5 protein-coding genes are annotated in these 22326 nt (G+C 37.3%); all 5 read left to right on the forward strand.

The window, feature by feature from the left end; genetic code table 11:
- The first annotated feature begins 21 nt into the window (after nt 1–21).
- The 5 genes from J8M14_RS08240 to J8M14_RS08260 all read left to right on the forward strand — a co-directional run bounded on the left by J8M14_RS08240 (nt 22) and on the right by J8M14_RS08260 (nt 22149).
- Entirely contained in the window at nt 22–873 is an 852-nt protein-coding gene (locus J8M14_RS08240; protein ID WP_211074115.1) for a class I SAM-dependent methyltransferase, read from the forward strand.
- A 231-nt stretch (nt 874–1104) separates the two neighbouring features.
- Nucleotides 1105–1638 carry an OmpH family outer membrane protein gene (locus J8M14_RS08245; protein ID WP_211074116.1) on the forward strand — a complete coding sequence of 178 codons (534 nt, stop codon included), beginning with the start codon at nt 1105–1107 and terminating at the stop codon, nt 1636–1638.
- Nucleotides 1639–2204: 566 nt separating this feature from the next.
- Nucleotides 2205–4052, forward strand: coding sequence for a gliding motility-associated C-terminal domain-containing protein (locus tag J8M14_RS08250; protein WP_211074117.1), 1848 nt, complete (start codon nt 2205–2207; stop codon nt 4050–4052).
- A 4-nt stretch (nt 4053–4056) separates the two neighbouring features.
- The gene (locus tag J8M14_RS08255; RefSeq protein WP_211074118.1) at nt 4057–7212 is read left to right on the forward strand and encodes a PorP/SprF family type IX secretion system membrane protein; all 3156 of its coding nucleotides are present in this window, start codon (nt 4057–4059) and stop codon (nt 7210–7212) included.
- Nucleotides 7213–7269: 57 nt separating this feature from the next.
- Complete coding sequence (locus J8M14_RS08260; RefSeq protein ID WP_211074119.1) at nt 7270–22149, forward strand: T9SS type B sorting domain-containing protein; 14880 nt, start codon at nt 7270–7272, stop codon at nt 22147–22149.
- Nucleotides 22150–22326: the final 177 nt, after the last annotated feature.

The raw sequence follows: 22326 nt of genomic DNA on the forward strand, positions 1-22326 counted from the left end.
AGAATAATTTCTTTTTAATTAATGGAAAACAAAAAGAATTTGAATCTTTTTATAGAATGTAAAGATCATACAGTTTCTGGAGAAACGTTTCAGCTGTTTCATGATTCTGATCTTGATATGTTAATTACCTCTCCAAAACCTAAAGAAGAAGATCTAGGTAGATACTATGAGAGTGAAGATTATATTTCTCATACTGATGCCAAAAGATCTCTTTTCGAAAAACTATACCACACGGTTAAGGTTTATTCTTTACAGAAGAAAGTAAAGCTTATTTCCAAATTACATAATAGTGCAGGTAATCTTTTAGATATTGGTGCGGGGACAGGAGATTTTTTGGTTGCCGCACAAAAAAAAGGATGGAATGTTTCTGGAACAGAACCAAATGATCAAGCCAGAAAACTTGCAGAAGCAAAAGAAGTAAACATGAATCAGGACATTACTGATTTAGAAATCAATAGTTTTGATGTAATTACTATGTGGCATGTGTTGGAACATGTTTCGAATTTGGAGGATCAAATAATTGAGCTAAAAAAATTACTCAAACCAAATGGATATTTGATTATAGCTGTTCCAAATTTTAAATCGTTCGATGCCAAATATTATAAATCGTTTTGGGCGGCATATGATGTGCCAAGACATCTTTGGCATTTTTCTAAAACTTCGATTCGAAAACTTTTTTCGAAACACGACTTGAAATTAGAAAAAACACTTCCGATGAAATTCGATTCATATTATGTGTCACTTTTGTCAGAGAAGTATAAAAATGGAAAAATGAACTTCTTTAATGCTTTTCGTATTGGATTTCTTTCAAATGCAAAAGCTAAACGTTCCAAAGAGTATTCTTCACATATTTATATTCTGAAAAACAGCTAATTTTAGTTTTTAATATTTTTTAAAGGAGCTTTAGCCTGTTTGTGGTGTATTTGTATTGCTTTTTTCTCAAAAACGCTTAAAACAGCTTATTTTTAGTTGTTTTTTATAGGTTTTAAGTATGGTTTTTATTGGAACAATTGTTTTTTCTTATATGTTTAGATTTTAGTGGATTAAAGTAATTATCATGACTTGAACTTTGATATTTTTGCCCAGAACTTAATTTTTAGAGAAATGAAAAAATACATTTGGATTGCGGTTGCTTTTTTAACGCTGGCTTCTTGTAATCAACAAGCTGAGAAAACAGCTTATGTGAGTAGTACAAAAGTGGTTTCTGATTTTAATGAAATGAAAACTGCTGAAGAAAAATGGACTAAACGAAGTGATGAAGTTAGAGCTGAGTTACAAGAAAAAGCAAGACAGTTTCAGATAGAGGTACAAGGATATAATTCTATTAAGAAATCAATGTCTAAAAGCAATCAGGAAAAGAAAGAGCAGGAGCTATTAGGAAAGCAGCAAGAGTTGCAGAGAGAACAGCAGGTAAAAATGCAAGAGATCCAAAAAGGTAGCCAGGAAGAAATAGACTCTATAATTAATAAAGTTAAGGACTTCATTAAGGAATATGGTAAGAAAAATGGTTATACCTATATTTATGGTGAGACTGAAGTTAATAACATCTTGTATGGTAAGGAAGAATTAGACATTACTGATAAGATTTTAACAGAATTAAATGGCGAAGCGCCAAAGAAAGAAGAGACTAAGGAGTAAGTTTCTTTATACTAGTATAAAACGTCTAAAAACTAAGTTTTTAGACGTTTTTTTATGCTTAAAATTTTGAGTAAAAAACTTAAATTTTAGGGATGATTTTATCAAATAAAACAAACGATTACAATAAATAGTTCTTTAGATCGTTTTACACTTCGTCGAAAAAAAATGTCGTTTTGGGGCGTTATTTATCCATTAAAAATTCATTAATCATTAAAAATTCAGCAGATATTACGACAATTTTGTGATGTTTTTGGATGTTAATTTGGGGAAATTTTATCGTTTTTATAAGGGTTAATTACTCCTTGTATTACCAGTTAACATTCTGATTAATATATTTTTATGTATATTAGATTGTTTTTTGATTTTTTAGCTAAATGTTAAAGAAAGGTGCAAAGCCAAGCGCGTAAGAATATTATTACAAAAAAAAACAGAATTTTAGTTTGATATAAACTTTTAATTTATAATTTTATGTCTTGGTAAAAAATATATTAACAATATTATTAACAAGCGCCCCAAATCGCTGAAATAATATTGAAATATCCACCTTAAAAACAAAGTGAGATATTATGAAAAAAAGACTTAACCTATCGCTGATCATATGCACTCTGATACTCTTCATCACTAACGATGTGATGGCGCAAAGGGAGATCACAGCCCCGACACTTGAGGTGGTTGGTGAGGCCTGTGGTACTCCTACAAATTCATTTACTTTTACGGCTAATTTATTACCCGGACCTGCTTTTCCGTCAAATAACGAGTTTGTTTTAGAGTTGTCTGATCCTGATGGTAACTTTGATACTGGACAAAATATAATACTTGGCAGAATTATTGACCCAACCCTTAATGATGCTGCAGGTTCTGGGCTTAAAGAATTACGATTTGATAATGTTTTGGTTCCAATAGATGCCAATAGTGACAATTATAGGGTTAGAGTTAATTTAACCGAAGCAGATCCTGATGACTTTATTAGTGGGATTTCTGATGCAATACCTTTTCATTTTTTTAATGATAATTTAGAGATAATTCTTAATGATCGTAATAATGTTACGTTTTGTAGGGTTACTTCTTTTACCAAAGTTTTGGACGTAAGGGTTTTGGACGAAAACCAAAATGATATAGATCCCAATATTTTTACATGGAAATGGTTTACAATAACAGGCATTAATACCGAAAGTATAATTCCAGGAGAGACTGGAGCTAGTTTAACAGTAACACAGCCAGGAAGATTTGTAGCCAGGGTAGACTTGGGTAGATGTCAAAACTTTTTTGATGCTTTTGGCGCGGTATCTAATAGAGTAACAGTAGAATTAAAAGACGTAGACGATGTTGTTATTACAAATGGAGTAGATCCACTTGAAGATTTTTCTTTTTGCCCAGGTGACATTAAAGAATTAACATCTGGACTTACAGATTTCTCTAATGGCTATCAATGGTTCAAAGATGGCGTTGCTTTACCTGGCGAGATAGGCCCATCTATTATTTTACCAGACAATGATTTTGGAGGAGATTATTACTTGGAGGTTACATTTAGTGAAGAATGTACAGTTCGAAGTGACCCTCCTACTACTGTAACTAATGAAGGCTCAAGTATTACAGAACCATTACCCGAACGACTTATACAATTACCAAACCCTTTAACCCTGGAGGTAACCACAGATGCACCAGGAGGAGATGTAACATGGTTTGCTCAATCTTCTATAGTATTTACAGGAGCTTTAGATGGACCAACGACATCTATAGAAACTCCTTTTACGGGTCTTCACAGAGTAGAAATTCAAACAAATGATGTATGTGATTCCTTTTTGGTTTCTGAAACAACAATATTTGCAGCGACCGGGTATTTTATAGAAATAGGTGTTCAAGGAGGAGGAGATATAACCTGTGATCAAAACCCTATCACTCTAGAGCTTATAAATATGTTTGGAAGAGTATCCTCAGGAGATCCGATTCCTTTGACTGAGGCACAGATTGCGTTATTTGATTTTGAATGGTATAAAGATGATGTTGCAACAGGAGTAACCTCTTTATCATTAACAGCAAACCAGTCAGCAATAGCAGAGAGTTATGAGTTGAGGGCAGATTTGAGAGCAGGCGGGTTTACAGGAATTGAATCTAATCCAATTGTTTTAGGCCCTTGTACAACAGCAATTTCAGAATTGGTTCCTAATATAGTTACACCCAATAGTGATGATATAAATGATACTTGGGGCTTACCTGCGTCAATGAATAATCAGCAAGATGTAGAAGTAACGATATATAGTTCTAATGGACAAATTGATTTTTCAGGGGTTAATTATCAAAATGATTGGCCACAGGAAAACTCAAAATCAGAAGGAAGAAATGGCGTTTATTATTACGTAATATCAAAAAATAATTCAGTAATCAAAAAAGGTTCGATCACGGTAAGGAGATAATTTTATGATCAGAAAATTACTATTATTAATAATATGCTTATCACTTAACTTGGTTAAGGGACAGGAAGAAAATACTAATTATGGAGTACTTCCAACAGATATTCCAACGCATAACCTGATAAGATATAATCGATTCTATTTTAACCCTACCTTTTCTTTAGTTCGAGAAAATAGAAAATCAATAAACGTATACAATAAAATTCAATGGGCTGGATTTAATGACAACCCGCAAACGTACCTATTAAATTATACTTCAAATTTTGATGAAAAAATAGGAGTAGCACTCGGTTTACACCAACAGAATGAAGGAATCTATAGGTATTTTGGAGGTATAGCAAACTTTGCTTATAACCTGGAACTTAATGATGATATGAATTTTACTTTTGGTATAAATCTTGGTTTTTCTCAAAGTGGAATAAAATCCAATATTGACTCTGCCACTAGTACGGTTCTCAATAGTGGAGTGCAAGTGGACGACCCTGTTTTACTAAACTTCGAGAATAGTTCTTCTTTTCAATTAACTCCTGGAGTTAATTTTAATTACACCGATTTTGATATTGGTGTTTCTGTGGTAAATCTTGTAGCATATAATTTAAGCGCTAGTGAATTACAAACCGATAATATAGCCTTTAATGGGCATGTTATGTATACAACTACGATAGGAGGAAGACGATCTGACAAAACCATCAGAGGAATGGGGTATGCAAATATGATTTCAGATTCTAATTCAGATTCACAACTTAGATACGGAGGTAGTGCCATTTTAGATTTGCCAAAACTTGGTTGGGCTCAGGCGGGATATAATAGTTTTTATGGTGTTTCTCTTGGAGTTGGAGGAAATGTTACCTCTACAGTATCCATAGGATATAACTATGAAATGGGACTTGGAGACACAAGTAATTTTGGATCGACCCACGAAATAACACTTGCATATAATTTTGCTACAGAACAGAAAACCAGAAGAGGAAGAAGAAAAACATCAACACAACAAAAATCTTACGAGGCTAGAGATTCTGAGATTAGAAGATTGAAGAAAGAAATTTTACAGCAAAATAGGCTTATTAGAGAGTTACAGAATAAAAGCGGTGATTCTGCCACTCAAGCTCAAAGATCTATTAGTCGTTTAGAAAAACAAATCCAAGAAGCCAAAGAAGAAGAGGCTAGACAGGCTAGGAGTCTTGCATTGCAGCGTGAAGAGGAAGTTAAACTCCTTAATAAAAAAGCAGAAGAAGAAAAATTAGCTGCTCAGAAGAAGCTAGAGATGGAAATGAATGAGCAGGAACTTAAAATGGCTGCTCAGAAAAAACTCGAACGAGAAGTAGCACTACAAAAAGAAGAAGAAGCAAGACTAGCATCTCAGAAGAAGCTAGAGATGGAAATGAATGAGGATACTAGTGCAGAAGAAGCAAGAATAGCTGCCGAAGAAGCTGCCAGAGAAGCGGAAGCTGCTAGACAGCAAGAGGAAGAAGAAAAAAGGCTTGCTGAAGAGCAAAGGTTGGCACAAGAAGCAGAAGCAGCACGATTAGCTGAAGAGCAAAGACAAGCTGCAGAAGCAGAAGCAGCACGATTAGCTGAAGAACAGAGGTTAGCAGAAGAAGCTGAAGCGGCACGATTAGCTGAAGAGCAAAGATTAGCACAAGAAGCAGAAGCTGCGCGATTAGCCGAAGAACAGAGGTTAGCACAAGAAGCCGAAGCTGCGCGATTAGCTGAAGAGCAAAGATTAGCACAAGAAGCTGAAGCTGCGCGATTAGCTGAAGAACAGAGGTTAGCGGAAGAAGCTGAAGCGGCACGATTAGCCGAGAATCAACGTAAATCAGACGAGTTAATAAACGCTACTCGTAATTTAATTACTAATGGAACTGCTGAACAGTTAAGAAGTCAAAGAGAATTAGTACGTTCAAGTCAATTTATTTCTGATACAGAGAAACAAAGTTTATTATCTGAAATAGAAACAGATATTGCGGCTAAGGAAGCAGAGGCTGCGCGTTTAGCCGAAGAACAAAGATTAGCACAAGAGGCAGAAGCGGCTCGTATAGCTGAAGAACAAAGATTGGCCGCAGAAGCAGAGGCTGCACGATTAGCTGAGGAAGAAAGACAAAGACAAGAGGCCGAAGCAGCTCGTATAGCTGAAGAGCAAAGATTAGCTGCAGAAGCAGAGGCTGCACGATTAGCTGAGGAAGAAAGACAAAGACAAGAGGCCGAAGCAGCTCGTATAGCTGAAGAGCAAAGACAAGCTGCAGAAGCTGAAGCCGCAAGATTAGCAGCTGCAGCCGCTGATCAAGGAGGTGAAGAAGGACTTGAAGAAATCCAGAAGGAGTTAGATAACAGTAGTCGAATTTCTAGTAAGATATTTGCACGTAGAGATTCACTATTGACCACTAGCCTAAACGTTGATAAACGTGAATTCAGCAAACTTTTAGAATCACTTGTTAATATGAACGATGATGCTACTGATGCTAAAAATGATAACGATCCTACTAGTTCTAAAAGACTTTCGGCTAAAAACAGATTTATCAAATTTGCCGAAGCTTCAAGGCCAGAAGCACAATATGCTACTAAATTTATACCAGGTTATCCAGAAGGATATTACCTAATTGGTAATGTGTTTAAAGGTGGAGAATATGCAAATAAGTTTGCTAATAGTCTAAAAGATTTAGGCTTTAACAATGCTGAAATTATTCTGAACCCAGAAAACCAATTTCAGTATGTTTCAATTGAGAAATATGATAACAAAGAAGAAGCTGCGGAGAAATATCTGAATAATATAGATAACAGATTCTATGGTGATATGTGGATTTTACATATCGCGAAGAGTAGAGTAGCATCGTATAAAAAACTATTACAAGAAACCCGTTTGATAAAAGATACCGTAAAAGACGATACTGTAGTATCAGAAACGCTGTCTTATATTGGAGGGCATAATATTCAAAATGGATACTACTTGATTACAAGTATTTTCAAAAGAGAAAACTATTTTGAACGTGGAATGGAAAGGCTTAGATCAAAAGGACTGGAGCCTCAATATTTCAGGAACCCCAAAGATAATTACATCTATGTTTATCTGAAGCGATTCGATAACCTGGATGATGCTAAGCAGAGCTTGTTCTCTAACGTGAATAACACATATGATGGCGAGTTGTATATACTAAAAATACAATAACCATCACCCCAAAGTAAAATTAGGATGACTAAGTACACAACACTAACTACGCAGCTTATGAAAACAATAGCACCCTTTAAAATTGTGCTGGTAATGTTTTTAATATTTGCCGGTACCATAAGCAATACATATGCTCAGGAATTACAGTCTTTTCAGGCAAGAGAAACCAGAGATAATATAAGAGGAAACCTGGTGATGACAGGTAATGATATTGTGGGAGTAAAACAAAGAGGTAGTACCTCATTTGATCCCAACACTGCATTTACGTTACTTGGCGAGGTAAGTAATGGTGATTATACCACAGCATATATAGATGTAGATAGCGATCCAACTACCTTTAGTTCCAGTGAAGCGGATTTAAGATTAGATGATCCTTCAAGAGAAGCTTGTAGTCAGTTAGTATATGCCGGATTATATTGGTCAGCCAACTACTATATGGCAAGATCTGGTGCGGTTAGAAATTTTTCTGATGATGAAATTAGTTCGGTAGATAGTGACGATGAGACTAATGTTGCATTGACAATTAACAATGGTAGTCTTGCAGATATGTATAGAACAAGAGCAACGGAATTTAGCAGTGACAACTCTGATTTAGAGTTTAGTCCAGTTTCTTCATATCTGGTAGTAGCACAACCGACCAATGGTTGTGGCATTACGAACGGTACTGCTCTTTCTGGAAATATTGCAGTAGTACAAGAAGGAGGAAGTTGTTCTCTAAGAGAAAAAGTTGTTAATGCAGAAGCAGCAGGAGCAGTAGGAGTAGTTATAGTAAGTGATACAGGTCTTTTACCTAGACTTACTGGTAATGGTACTACAATCAATATTCCTTCAGTTTCCATAGGAAATGATGATATTAATGGAGGCAATTTAATTACAGCACTACAAGCGCAAACAAATGTGGTGTTGGGAACAATATCTACCATAGGTGCAGATTGGATTTTTAATTTACCTGCTGATGATCCAAGAAAGGTAGGACCAGCGGATTTTCAAAGTATAAAATTTAAAGTTCCAGGAGGGGCTTATGTCGACATAACACCAGAAAGCACTCGAGGAGTAGTTTTTGATGGATATGCAGGAACTGCTACTAACATTGACCCAAATACAGGTAATCCAAATGTTAATGCTAATGACGAGGTACAGTATGTTTGTTATAAAGATGTAACGAGCTTATTAGACGCCGCTAATCCCTTTGGAACATATACTGTGGCAAACATGAATGCTACACAAGGGTATACTCCGGGAGAAGATGGTGCTTGTGGGGGATGGATGCTAATAGCAATTTATGAAGACCCGGAAGAAAGTGCAAAGTTTATAAGTACTTCCGATGGTTATGTTCAGATTTTTTCAGGGGGTGCTGATGTTGATTTTAATTATACAGGATTTACGACTTTATCGGGGACTCAGCCAATTGATGTAAAATATGCAGCAGCAGGTCTTGAAGGGGATAGAGGTCTAGAATTAGATGCGTTAAGTGTGCAGAATACTTTAAATGCGTTCGTTCCTTTAGGTGAAGGTACTAACGACAACACAGATGTTAACGCAACCAATAACTTTTTTGCCAGTACAATCTCTATTAACCATAATCATATAACAGCGCGTAATCCGGCTTCTACCAATACAATGGGATTTGATGCGGATATATTCGATCTTAATAATGATGGAAATTTATTGATAGGAAATGATCAAAGCTCAGCTACTTTTAGACTGTCAACAGATCAAGATCGATATAGTGTGTTTTTTAACGCTTTTTCGGTTACTATTATTGAACCAGAACTTAGAATTATTAAACGAGTTTTTGACACTGACGGAACTACTGAAATTACAAACCAAAACGTAGAGTTAGGAGATGAGTTATTTTATGATCTGGAGATAGAGAATGTAGGTAATGAAGATTTTGTAAACAATTCGGTAGTTATAACAGATATACTCCCTGCAAATACCAATTTATTAGGTGTGGTAGATGCAACCTTACCTCCAGGAGTAACATACACAGAAACTACACCAGGAACGTTAGTGTTTAATATTCCATCAAGTTTGGTGGAAACAGATAATGATGGTGAGGGTGATGATGATGCTCCTATTTTTATTCGTTTTAGAGCACAATTAGTAAACTCTTGCGAGGCATTAAGAGACGCATGTTCTGATGTGATTACAAACTCTGCTACAGCTGTATATACAGGTGCTAGATCTGGAACAACTTCAAATACATTAAGTAGTAATGAGCTAGGAGTTTGTGGTAATACAGATGGAGAAGCGTCAAATATATTAGTAAATGTACCAGCTTGTTCTCAGGAAGTAACTTTTTGTAACAATAATCTTACTTTGGTTGCTGGACAAGGATATGATAGATATACTTGGACAGGTCCAGGTATTACAACCCCTATAGTTCAGGAATTAGCAACAAACTCCACTCCTTATGTATTTAATGTGCCTAGTCCACAAACAGGAACATATGTAGTAGTAAAAGAAGACACAAATCCTGCTGATGGAACATGTATGACACTTACTGAAGAGTTTGTGGTAGAAGATTTTAGAGATATTGCTAACCCGGTATTGGATTATGTAAACGGTACCACAGTAGTGACTGAAGATTGTAGTGGATTACCAATACCTCAGATTTTATTATGTGGTGATCAAACATTGCTTTTAGAAACTAATTTTGTGAATTTACAGAATATTTCGTGGCAGCGTCTTTCTCCTGGCGGATCTTGTATTTCAGACCCTAACGATCCTTGTTCCTTGTTATCTGGAGATTGTACAGACACGAATTGGGTTCAAGAACCTAATGGTGATACTTCTAGTTTTACAGTATCTGTCGCTGGGGATTATAGAATTTTAGCAGAGTTCGAAGGAGGGTGTTTTATTCCTTTCTATTTTAGTGTATTTAAAAATGATTACCAGCCGGAGTTAGATATGAATCCAATAGAGTGTGGTAATGATGGTAGCGTTACGGTTACCAATGTTCCTACAAATTTTGCATTCAGTTTAACACAAGGCGGACCTTATAATAATACTACGGGTGTTTTTGCAATTCCACCAGGTTCAGGAGGAGATGTTACAGTATATGCTATAGACACCACTTTCCCTGGATGTGAATATACAGCAACTATTAATGTACCTGAAATTATTCCTACTTTTAGTGTTACCGGTGAAAATGCCACTTGTATAAATGACGATAATGGTACTGGTTTTGGTAGTATAAGAATCGCTGTTACAGCAGGTTCTCCTGAATATCAATATACAATTTCCAGCCCTGCATTAGGTGCTGCAAATCCTATTATCGTTCCTAATAGTAGTGCCAATAACGGAAATTATACACAAGATAATCTGCCTCCGGGAATATATTCGGTAGAAGTAATATCAAACAGACCAACACCAGAGTGTATTTTTAATGAATCTATTACACTTGATCCACCACCGGCTTTTGATGCAGAAGTGGTATTACTTGCCCCCGAAACTTGTGAGTCTGGAGCTTTAGTACAAATTAATGTATTAAATGGTTCAGGAAATTATAGATATGCCGATAGCGGAGGAAGTTTTCAGTTGAGTAATATTTTCGAAATTCCTGCTCCCGCTGACCCAACAGCTACATATACATTTTTTGTTAGTGATCAAGATGTTCTTGATGGCTCTACACCAGCTTGTATTATAGAGGTTAGTATTGATAATATTACAGCATATGAGCCTATAGTAATTGATAATATTGCGGTTACTCAACCAGCTTGTCCAGGAGACAGCGGTCAAATTCAGGTAGATGTTTCTCCAACAGTTGCTGGTAGAACATACACCTATCAATTATTAGATTGTTCCGCAGATCCTGATTGTGGAAATGCAGATCAATCAACCTGGGACACAACGGTTTGGACTATAGTGGACCAAGTTGGACCAACAATAAATCAAACGATTACATTTACTGGAGTAGCAGACGGTAATTCTTATGCAGTTAGTGTTTTGCATAATAACACTACACCACCTGGTACTACACCTGCAGAGATTTGTCCTGTAAGACAGAGTATATTTACGATTACTTCTCCTACGGATATTACCGCAGATGTAGGCTTAGAAAGACCTTTAAGCTGTATTGTTGGTAGTGAGGATGCTATAATCCGAATAGAAAATATTGCATCAGGATCCGGAACTTACGAATGGAGTTTTGATAATGTAAACTTTACTAACATCACTGCTGATCCAACAGATATCCTGGTGAGTACCGCCGGATCGTATACCGTTTATATTAGAAATCAAGCCACAGATGATTGTGCAATTCCTTTTAATGTTACAGTTCCAGATCTTATAGATGTTACTGATATTACCTTTACTACTCCAGGAAATTCAAATTGCTCGGCCCAAACATTTAATGTGACTGCGACTGCATTACCAGCTGGTCCAACATATACGTACAGTGTAACTCCGGCACCAGTGTCTGGTAACTCGAACACCGGTGTATTTCGCTTAACTCGAGGAATTGTTTATACTTTTACTGCAACGAATACTGATAACCAGTGTAGTTATAGTGAAGATTTTACTGAAAACACAATACCACAGATTCAGATTACAAGTGCAACAGAAACAAGCCCTATAGTTTGTGTTGGAGATAATAATGGAGCATTTTCTTTCAGTGTTGCTAATAGTACAACATTTGATTATACAGTTAGAGGTCCAGCACCTGGCAATGGTGTGGTTACAAGTGGAACATCAAGTACCACACCTGTTGTAATTCAAAGTCCAGCTGTGCCTTTAGTTGCAGGAACTTATACGATAGAGGTTACAGACACAAGTTTAACTCCATCTTCGGCCAATTGTACAGATTCTGCTACGGTAACAATAACAGAGCCAGCTGATCCATTATCATTCACTACAACATCAGAAAGTTCTGATTGTGGAGCTGATACAGGAACTATAACGGTAACGGCTATAGGAGGAAGAGGGAATTATCAATACAGAATAGTGAGTAGTGGAGGAACGGTAATCGTTGATTATCCAAACACTAATAATGTATTTACAGGATTAGCAGTAGACACTTATACTATTTTTGTAAGAGATGGAAGTGATCCTACAACTGCTTGTGAGGTTAATAATACAGAAGTTGTTGATCAGTTTGCTTCACCTACTATTGCTTTGGCAACGGGTGGAGACCCATGTTTTGATGGAATAGATCAGGCAAGCCAATGGATTACAATTACACCAGGGATAAACCCTCCATTAGGACCATTTGAGTATATTTTAGATAGAGGTACAGGACCAGAAACTCCGGTTGCGGTGACTTTCTTGCCGGCTCCAAATGATGATACTTTCGAAATTGACAATTTAGCACCAGGAACATACACAGTATTTGTAAGAAATACAAACACACAATGTATTACAGGTACTGAAACCTTTACTATCAATCCTGAACTTACTATAACTGCAGCACTGGATAAAGATATTGACTGTAACGGTGATGCTATTATTTCTTATACCGCTGCTGGTGGAAGTTTAAATTATGTAAGATTTGATCTTTATACACCAGGAACACCGAACACGTTAGTACAGTCGAATATTGGTACTTCTCCTTATTCTGATCCAGTATTAACACCTGGAGATTATATTATTTTGGTAGAAGATGATCAAGGATGTACTGCATTTTCTAATCCAGTAACAGTAACGACATATGATGCATTAGATGCAAATCACACCTTTACAAATCCTGCTTGTCCTAACGAAACAGGAACAATAACAGTTAACGTTACAGCAGGACAAGGACCATTTACTTATGTATTGGATGGAACAACTACAATTGGTTCTACAGGAGACACCACAGTAACATTTACTAATGTAGCAGTAGGAACTCATACAGTGGTTATAACTGATGGTTCTGGTGCAGCACCACCTTGTATATTTACAATTAGTGATATTATTTTAACCAATCCCGATCCAATAGTAGCGACTATTGACGAAGACTTTAGAATATTAAATTGTACAGCAACTCCGGATGCTCAGGCGCAAGTAACAGCTATTACTGGCGGATCAGGCACTTATGAATGGAGTTTGGATGGAACTACCTTTACTTCGGTAACGACACTGCCGTTTACAATTGATTTTGCAACAGATGGTTCGTATACTTTATCTATAAGAAATCAAGCAACAGATGATTGTGTACAGACTTTCCCAATAACAATCGACCCTTTATTAGAAGTGGATTCCGTAACAGTTACTCCAGGTGATCAGGATTGTTCAGCACAAACGACTGAAGTTACACTTTCTGCGTCTCCTGCTGTAACGGCACCAGTGATTTATGAGTTTGATGTAACTCCGGATCCTGCAACCAATACAGGGTCAACAGGATTTGATATAGCGGTAAATTACACCTTTACTAATGGAGTAACATATAGGGTGACTGCAAGAAGAAGTGATACTCAGTGTACTAATTTTGTGGACTTTAATCAGCCTGTTTTAGATGAAATAGCAATCACAAGCGCTACACAATCACAAGCAGTAACCTGTAACGGTGCCAACGATGGTGAATTAAGTTTTACGGTAGATACGACTACATTCCCGAATTTTACTTTTGAAGTTGAGGGACCATCTCCAGCGACAACAGTGGTTGCGACAGGAACATTTCCTGCAGATCCATTAACGGTAACAGGACTTGCTCCTGGTACTTACACTATTACAGTCACAGATGCTAATGGAACTATAGCCAACAATTGTTCTGCTACAGAAACGGTTATTATAACAGAACCTATAGTTCTTAGTGCAAGTGCCCTGGTGGATCCGGCACTGACTTGTGTACAAAATGCTACTATTACTGTTACCGCAACAGGTGGAAATGGTGGATACCAATATGAACTTGTTAATAGTGGAGGAACCACTGTTGCAGGACCACAGACTAGTAATGTGTTTTCTGTGGGAACCGCAGATACTTACACAATTAATATTACTGATTCTGAAAGTTGTACAGCTAGCACCACTGCTATAGTAACTGATCCAACACCTGTTACTGCTACAGTAGAAGGGACATCTGATCGCTGTTTTGACCCAACGAATCAGGCAAGCTTAGATATAACTGTAAATACGGGCACTGCTCCTTACACTTATACGGTTAATGGAGGTTCAAGTATTGCAATAGTAGGTTCAACATTTACAGCAGGTGGATTGACACCTGGAGCGTATACAATTGTAATTACTGATGCCAATGGCTGTGATTTTACAATAAACGAAACGATTCAGCCACAACTTACCATAGCGGCAAGTTTATTAAAAGATTTAGATTGTACCGCTTCACCGGATGCACAAATTCAGGTTGTTACTACAGGTGGAAATGGAGGAGAAGTTGTTACTGTTGATTTAGATGGCTCTACTGGTGTTCCTAACTTTGTGACGATTCCTGCTTCTTGGGGAGCTGGTCCTATATATAATGTTGACACTGCAGGAACATACCAATTCAGAGTTAGAGATACAGAAGGTTGTGAGGCTATTTCAGCTGATATTACGGTAACACCTGCTCCAGATCCGGTTGCTAGTGCAACAGCTGATGATGTCACATGTTTTGGGCAATCGGATGGATCAGTAGAGATAACTGTTGATACAACTATTGGAACGGGTCCTTACGAGATCGATTTTAATGGATTAGGGTTCAGTAATCAAACTACCTACGGAAACTTGATAGCAGGAACATATAATTATACTGTAAGAGATGCTAAAGGATGTACTGATACTTTTAGTATTATTGTTTCACAACCAGCAAATGTTGTTATTGGAGCAGAGACTATCACAAATATAGGTTGTGATGCTACAGGAAACACTCTTGGACAAATTGAATTTACAGGAATAACTGGAGGAACTCCTCCATACATTTATACATTATTAAATCCAGATAATACATTAGCATCTACAACTACAGCTCCTAATCCTACATTAGCAACAGCGAATGATTTTATAACCTTTTCAGGTTTGGCTTTTGGAGATTATATAGTTCGTGTTCAGGATAATAGCGGATGTATTTATGATTTTCCTCGTTCTATTGCCAATATTGCCAGTTTTACGATTAATGCGACAGCAACCGGAAATTGTATTGATGGAGTAACTGCTACTATTAATGTTTCTGGAGGTGTAGGTCCGTTTGAAATTAGAGAATTTACTCCAGGTGGTACTGAACCGTACCTTCCGTTAAACCCTGGACCAACAACACATGTGATTACAGGTCTTCCATTTGATAGTCCTTTAGTTTTTGAAATAAGAGATAGAGGAAATAATGATTGTTCTGATATAGCAACATTACCTCCACCAACGAACCCATCAACTATTAATATCGCATTAGTAGAAAACAATGTAACCTGTAATGGTGCTGCGGATGGATCTATTGATTATACAATTACAGGATATCAAGGTACAGAGTTGACTTATGAGGTTTATAGAACTAATGACTTAACTACTGATCTTAGTGGTGGATTGACATTTACCAATGCAAACCCTCAGACAGTTGTATTGGCTGGAACTGCAACGGGTAATATTAGTACTTTTGGACCTGGAGACTATTTATTTAGAGTAATTGAAACCTCAGGAGTTTTAGCAGACCCTTGTAATGCATCTATACCATTTACTATTGAAGAATCTGCTACACCATTATCTTATGATGGAACTAATATTATAGATGGAAATTGTAATGCGCTTTCTCAGGGCGTAGTTTCAGTTTCTGGAGGAACTGCACCGTATGAATTTGTTGTAGTAGAAGATACATTTCCAAATTCGGGAGCTTATTCCAATAGTAACGTAGTTATCCTTGATCAAAATGTTAATCTAAATTGGGATCTTTATATCAGAGATGCTAATGGATGTGTTATTGGTCCGTTTGATTTAACTGCATCCGTAACTCCTGACCCAACTATCGATAATATTTCTGCGGTAGTTGATCCTTGTGTGTTTGATGGTAGTTTTGAGTTTACTGTTACTGCAACAGGACAAAGTCAATTAGAATTTGGTATCGACGATGGCGATACCGGTACGGCAGATGCTCCGATATTTGTAAATGGAACACCAACCGGAAACCCTAATGAATATGAATATACATATACAGTATCCGGACCAAGTGTTGATCAATACACAATTACAGTAAGAGATCAAAACGGATGTCCTGTGACTGATGCAGTTATTATTCATCCTGAGTTAATAGTGGATGCTGATTTCTCTACAGATCCAACGTGTTTTAATAGTAATAGTGGTACCGTTACAGCAACGGTTACTGGAGGATCTAATAACTCAGCCAACTGGACTGTAGTTCTATTAGACGGAACAGGAACACCTACTGGAATAGCACCTACATTTACTGCACCAAATATTTATGTATTCGCTAATGTGCCAACGGGAGATTATGAAGTTACAGTAACAGATACCAACCCGGTATCTACTTGTACTGCTTCAGACACCTTCTCAAGAGCTGCTCTGGTAGATCCGATTATCTCAACTTCTGTAGAAGAAATATCTTGTATTGGAGCGAGTGATGGAGAGATCTTGGTAAGTATTACAGCAGCTACTAATGGTTTTGATCCTTATACGTATGAATTATATGAAAACAATGGGGGCACTCAGGGAGTATTGATTGCTACCCAAGTAGATAACCCGTTATTTACTGGATTGTCATTTGATGCGCAGCCAGCACCATACCCAACGGCTGGTGAATACCTAGTGATTGTAAGATCAAGGTTAGGTTGTGAAGATCAGGAAGCAGTTACTTTAGTAAACCCAACAGTTCCAATAGTAGATATTTCGAATACAGACTACGGATGTACTGGTGACACTGTTAACTTGCCGGTAATTACTTTAGATAATTTTAGAGATGGAGCAGGAACACCATATAGAATTGAATATACAGATCCTTCTGGAAATACTGTTGGGCCGATAGATCCTGCCACTCTGGATACAGACGGTACTACAGTAGGTGTTCAAATTATTGCGAATGAAGCTGGTAATTATACGTTTACTGTTTATGATGCTAATAACTGTCCAAATACTTTGGCACCATATAATATCCCTGCGTTCCCAATAATGACAGATGCGGTTATCAATGTGGGAGCACCAATTACATGTACGACTAATATACAGGAAGTAACTGTTACCGTAACAGGTGGATTAGGAGATTTCAATTTTGAAGAAGTAAGCGGAGCTGTACCAGCAGATAATAATGTACCTTCTGGAGGAGCTACTACAACTAGTGCTACTTTCTCACTTCCTGGTGTGGTAGGAACTAGTTATCAATTTAGAGTAACAGATAATGGTACTGGATGTTCCATTTTAACTCCTACTTACACTATAGCGCCATATGATACTATAGAAGCATCTATAGCGGTTGTACCACCAGCTATTCAGTGTTTTGATGATGACACAGGGTCTATAACTCTTGATGTTACTGGTATTACAGGAGCATATGAGTATACAGTAACAAATACCACGACGGGTACCGTGACAGGACCTATTCCAGAAAACACTTCTTCTGGAACAATAACTATCTCTGGTTTGGAAAGTGGTAATATTCAGGTAAATGTTGTGGATCTGGCTACAAATTGTGATGATGATTCTAATACAGTATTTATAGCGGAGCCAGAAGAATTAACTCTAGCTCCAGTATCCAATGATAATGGATTCTGTACATCAGATGGTAGGGTTATAGTTGAAGCTAATGGAGGTACTCCACCATATACGTTTACTGCTGATGATGGAACAAATCCGGTATTTACAAATAATACAGGTGATTTCTCATTACCTGGTTCGATAGCCGGTATTACCTATACGATTACAGTAACTGACGCTAATAGTTGTACATCAAATCCGGCATCACTAACAGAAACTGTATTTGTAACGGAAAATCCTGTGCTAGCGCCATTAACAGTAGATGATGTATGTACACACGATGGTAGTTATGTAATTACAGCTACGGGAACGAGTAATATAGCATCACCACCCGGTACAGGAGCTTTACGTTTCCAATTGGATAGTGGTACTATAGAAGATGCTAATTTAACATTGACTTCTACTGAAATTACAGTATCAACTCCAGGAACATACACTGTGACTGCATATGACGAAAACAATTGTCCTTCTAACTCTCAGTCGGTTACTATTTTCCCACAGTTAACAGCTAGTGCTGATTTTACTGCAGATCCTACGTGTAGAGATTTTGATGGTACTATAACAGTAACAGTTAATGGAGGTACAGATTTTAATACAAACCCAACTAATTTTACTTTTGAATTAGATGGAACAGATAGTACTGGTTCCCCATTCAATGTGATCCAGACAGGTGTAGGCAGTAATATATTTAATAATATATCACCGGGTAATTACACAATTACAATAACAGATATAAATGATCCAACGATTACAACTCCTTGTTCTATCACTATTGGAGTAACACCACCGGATGTTCCACTAGATCCAATCGTTTCTGCAACTGGAACCGTAGTATCTTGTGTTGGCGCTAGTGATGGAACGGTTACTGCAACACTAGATCCTACAACCGATGATGATGCACCATATACATATCAGTTATTTGTAAATACAGCAGTTCCTCCAGCAGTAACTTTTGGAGCTCAAGTAGGTGTAGATCAGATAGATAACCCTGTGTTTATAGGAGTTCCAACAGGTGATTACGTGGTGGTTGTGACATCAGATAGATTATGTTCTGGTCAGGCAACTGTTAATGTGCCGAATGCAACACAAGTAACTGTTGTTCCTTCGCAAAGTGCATATAGTTGTGACACTTCTGATAATAGCTCGATATTCCCTGTTATTACTCTTACAATAGAAAATGGAACACCTCCATATAGCGTTTCTTATGTTACACCTTCTGGAAATACGGTAACTGATATAGATGTTGCAGATGCCAATGGTAATCCAGCTGATGGTGTTCAATATGAAATTTTAGCTGATGAAGAAGGTGATTATGTGATTACAGTTACTGATAGCAAGGGTTGTGCTTTAGATCCAACACCTACCATTACAGAAACTGTAAACCCATTCCCGATAATGACAAACCCTGCAGTTGCGGTGGTAACGGATATTACTTGTGCTGTAGATGAAGAAGTACAGGTATCGGTCCAGGGAGGTTCAGGAGATTTCTTATTTGAGATGGTTGATAACTCAGGAAATGTTATTAATCCTCCAGCACCTGTTAATACACCTGCAGGAACGAATACTGCAAACTTTACGCTACCAAGACCATTGGGTATTTATACGTTCAGAATCACAGATGAGATTACAATGTGTACGATCGAAGTTACTCACGAGATCGATGAATTTGACTTTATTGAGGTAGCAGCTGTACAACAAACTCCTGAAACTTGTTTAGGAGATGCTGATGGAGAAATTAGTATAACCATTACTGGATATACCGGAACATTCGATTTCCAGGTATATGAAGAAGATGGTGTTACTGCGGTTCCAGGAGCTCTGGGTAATGGTAACGCTACCACTGACCCATTTGTATTTACATTACCGATAACCTTAGCTCAGGGAACTTATATTGTTGGTGTGACCGAAACAGCTGATCCTTTGTGTACAGAATTGTCTAATGTGGTTAACATTATAGGTCCTGCAGCTCCAATTGATGTACAGATATCACCTATTAATACTCAGGAATCTTGTGTTCCTGGATCAGATGGTTCATTCCAGGCATTTACTACTGGTGAACAAGGTGTAGTAACGTATACTATAGCTCCAGCTGCACAACCAGCCAATACAACGGGTCTTTTTGAGAATTTACCTAATGGAACATATACTGTTACAGCTGTTGATGCTAATGGCTGTACGGATGATGCTACGATAACTATTAATGCTCCTAACCCTATCCTTGTTGATCCTATTCCGGATAGCAGTGTTACTTGTTTTGGAGATACTAATGGTTCTATTTCAATCACTGCTAATGGAGGTCAAGGACCGGGTACTTATTTATACACATTAACATTCCCTGATGGAACTACAACAAGTGGCCCTCAGGATATTGGTGAATTTAACAACCTTGGCCCAGGTACATATACGGTTACGGTTTCTGATAACTTAAATTGTAGTGCAACTACTACCGCAACAATAGATGAACCTAATGAAGTTACGGTGAGTATTGATACTGTTACTGAAGTTGAATGTGGATTAGACACCATAAATGTTACCATTAGTGGTACTAGTGATGGTACAATAACACAGTACTATTATGTGGATCAAAACGGAAACGAAGTGCCAAACGGAGGAAGCGGTACATTTATAGGTCTTACTGCGGGAGAATACTTGTTCTTTGTTGAAGATAACAATGGATGTAGATCTCAGTTAGCTGGTCCAGTACCTGTAATACCAATTAATCCGATAGTTATTGTACTTGATGAGCGTTTTGCAAACATTAACTGTTTTAATGAGGAAACAGGAATCATTGATGCTACGGTAAGCGGTGGTATTGGAGACTATGTATTCGACTTAGTTAATAATACAACGGGTCAAACGTGGCCTCCACAATCAACAAGTGAGTTTAGAGACTTGCCACCAGGAAACTATACATATACAGTAAGAACGGATCGTAACTGTATCGATCAGGAGGACTTTGATATTATTAATCCACCTGAATTCTTGAATATTCCTCCGGATGCAACAGATGTACTTTGTTTTGGTGAGGATAATGGACAGATCATTGTATTTGCACAAGGAGGTACACCACCGTATTCTTTTGCAATCAGCACGGATCCTGATCAATTCTTCAACGATGATTCTGATGATGATCCTAATCAGCATACGTTTACGATGTTAGCTCCAGGAAATTATCAGGTATTTGCCCAGGACTCTGAAGGTTGTCCTCAAGTATATGATGTAACTATTGGAGAACCAACTCAATTGACGGCTAATGTTGACGGAGCAATTACACCAGAGACGTGTTTTGGAGATAGTGATGGAGCAGTTACGATTGCGATAACAGGAGGTATAGCACCATATTTTACTAGCATTACTAATGTTGATGGTGATTTTGTTCAGGATCAATTAACATATACTGGTCTTCCGGGAGGTATAACAACAATTTATGTTAGAGATACTAATGATTGTACATTTGAACTTCCGGTATTTATTCCAGAAGGAGTAATGCTTAATGCAGACCTTAATCCTAGGTTAGAATGTCCTGAGTGGGATTACACGGATCCTGAGAATCCTGTAATGACGCAAGGTCCTCGATATTTTGTAGACTTTGTTTTAGGGCCTAATTCAGTTACGACGGATATAGAATATATGCTTACTGGAATTAATGGAACACCAGATCCTGCAATTTCATTAAACAACAATGGTATATTCGAAGTTACACCAGGAGAATATGAAGGAACAATGGAACATAGCGGAGGTTGTATTGAACTAGTGGGTACAATTATTATTGAAGAATATATGCCATTGACGGTACCAGTTGCTACAATGACAAATAACCCTCAGGATCCTAATGAGTATATGATAGAAGTAAGTGGAGGTATTCCTCCATATACGTACTATGTTACTTTTGAGGATGAAGGAGTCGAAAGAGAATTGACCTCTAATATATTTACCATTCGCCAAACTGGAAACTACATCATACGAGTAGTAGATAGCAGCGCTAGTAATTGTGAAATTATAGGCACTCAGTTATTGACATATATCAATATCCGTATTCCTAATTACTTTACTCCGGATAGAGATGATCCGACGACTGAAGAAGATGATAGATATTGGTATCCAAGACAGATTTCGCCTAATGATAGTGATCCATTCTTCTTTGAGAATATAGAAGTAAAAGTATTTGATCGCTATGGCCGATTGTTAAAAGAATTCCAGGGAGATCAAAAAGGATGGAGTGGTATTTACCAAGGAAGTATGCTTCCGTCGGGTGATTACTGGTATACGGTTATCCTTAATGATATTGACAATAGAGAGTTTACAGGACACTTTACGTTATATAGAATGTAAATTATATGAAAAGAGATGGATAAGCGTTTATAAATAGACAACTAAATTTTAACCTACTAAAAAGATCGCTGATCTATAAATTAATGATATATGAAACTGAAGGATATAGATAAAAGATAAAAAACAATGTTATTGATTATCCAAGGTTCCATGTGCCCCCTAAAAGAATAATATAAA

Origin of the sequence: Aquimarina sp. MMG016, from assembly GCF_018100805.1 — a bacterium.
Lineage (GTDB): Bacteria > Bacteroidota > Bacteroidia > Flavobacteriales > Flavobacteriaceae > Aquimarina.

Excerpts from the sequence above, each read along its gene's own strand:
- J8M14_RS08260 (WP_211074119.1), top strand. The coding sequence starts at position 7,270 with ATGAAAACAATAGCACCCTTTAAAATTGTGCTGGTAATGTTTTTAATA.
- J8M14_RS08245 (WP_211074116.1), top strand. The coding sequence starts at position 1,105 with ATGAAAAAATACATTTGGATTGCGGTTGCTTTTTTAACGCTGGCTTCT.
- J8M14_RS08240 (WP_211074115.1), top strand. The coding sequence starts at position 22 with ATGGAAAACAAAAAGAATTTGAATCTTTTTATAGAATGTAAAGATCAT.
- J8M14_RS08255 (WP_211074118.1), top strand. The coding sequence starts at position 4,057 with ATGATCAGAAAATTACTATTATTAATAATATGCTTATCACTTAACTTG.
- J8M14_RS08250 (WP_211074117.1), top strand. The coding sequence starts at position 2,205 with ATGAAAAAAAGACTTAACCTATCGCTGATCATATGCACTCTGATACTC.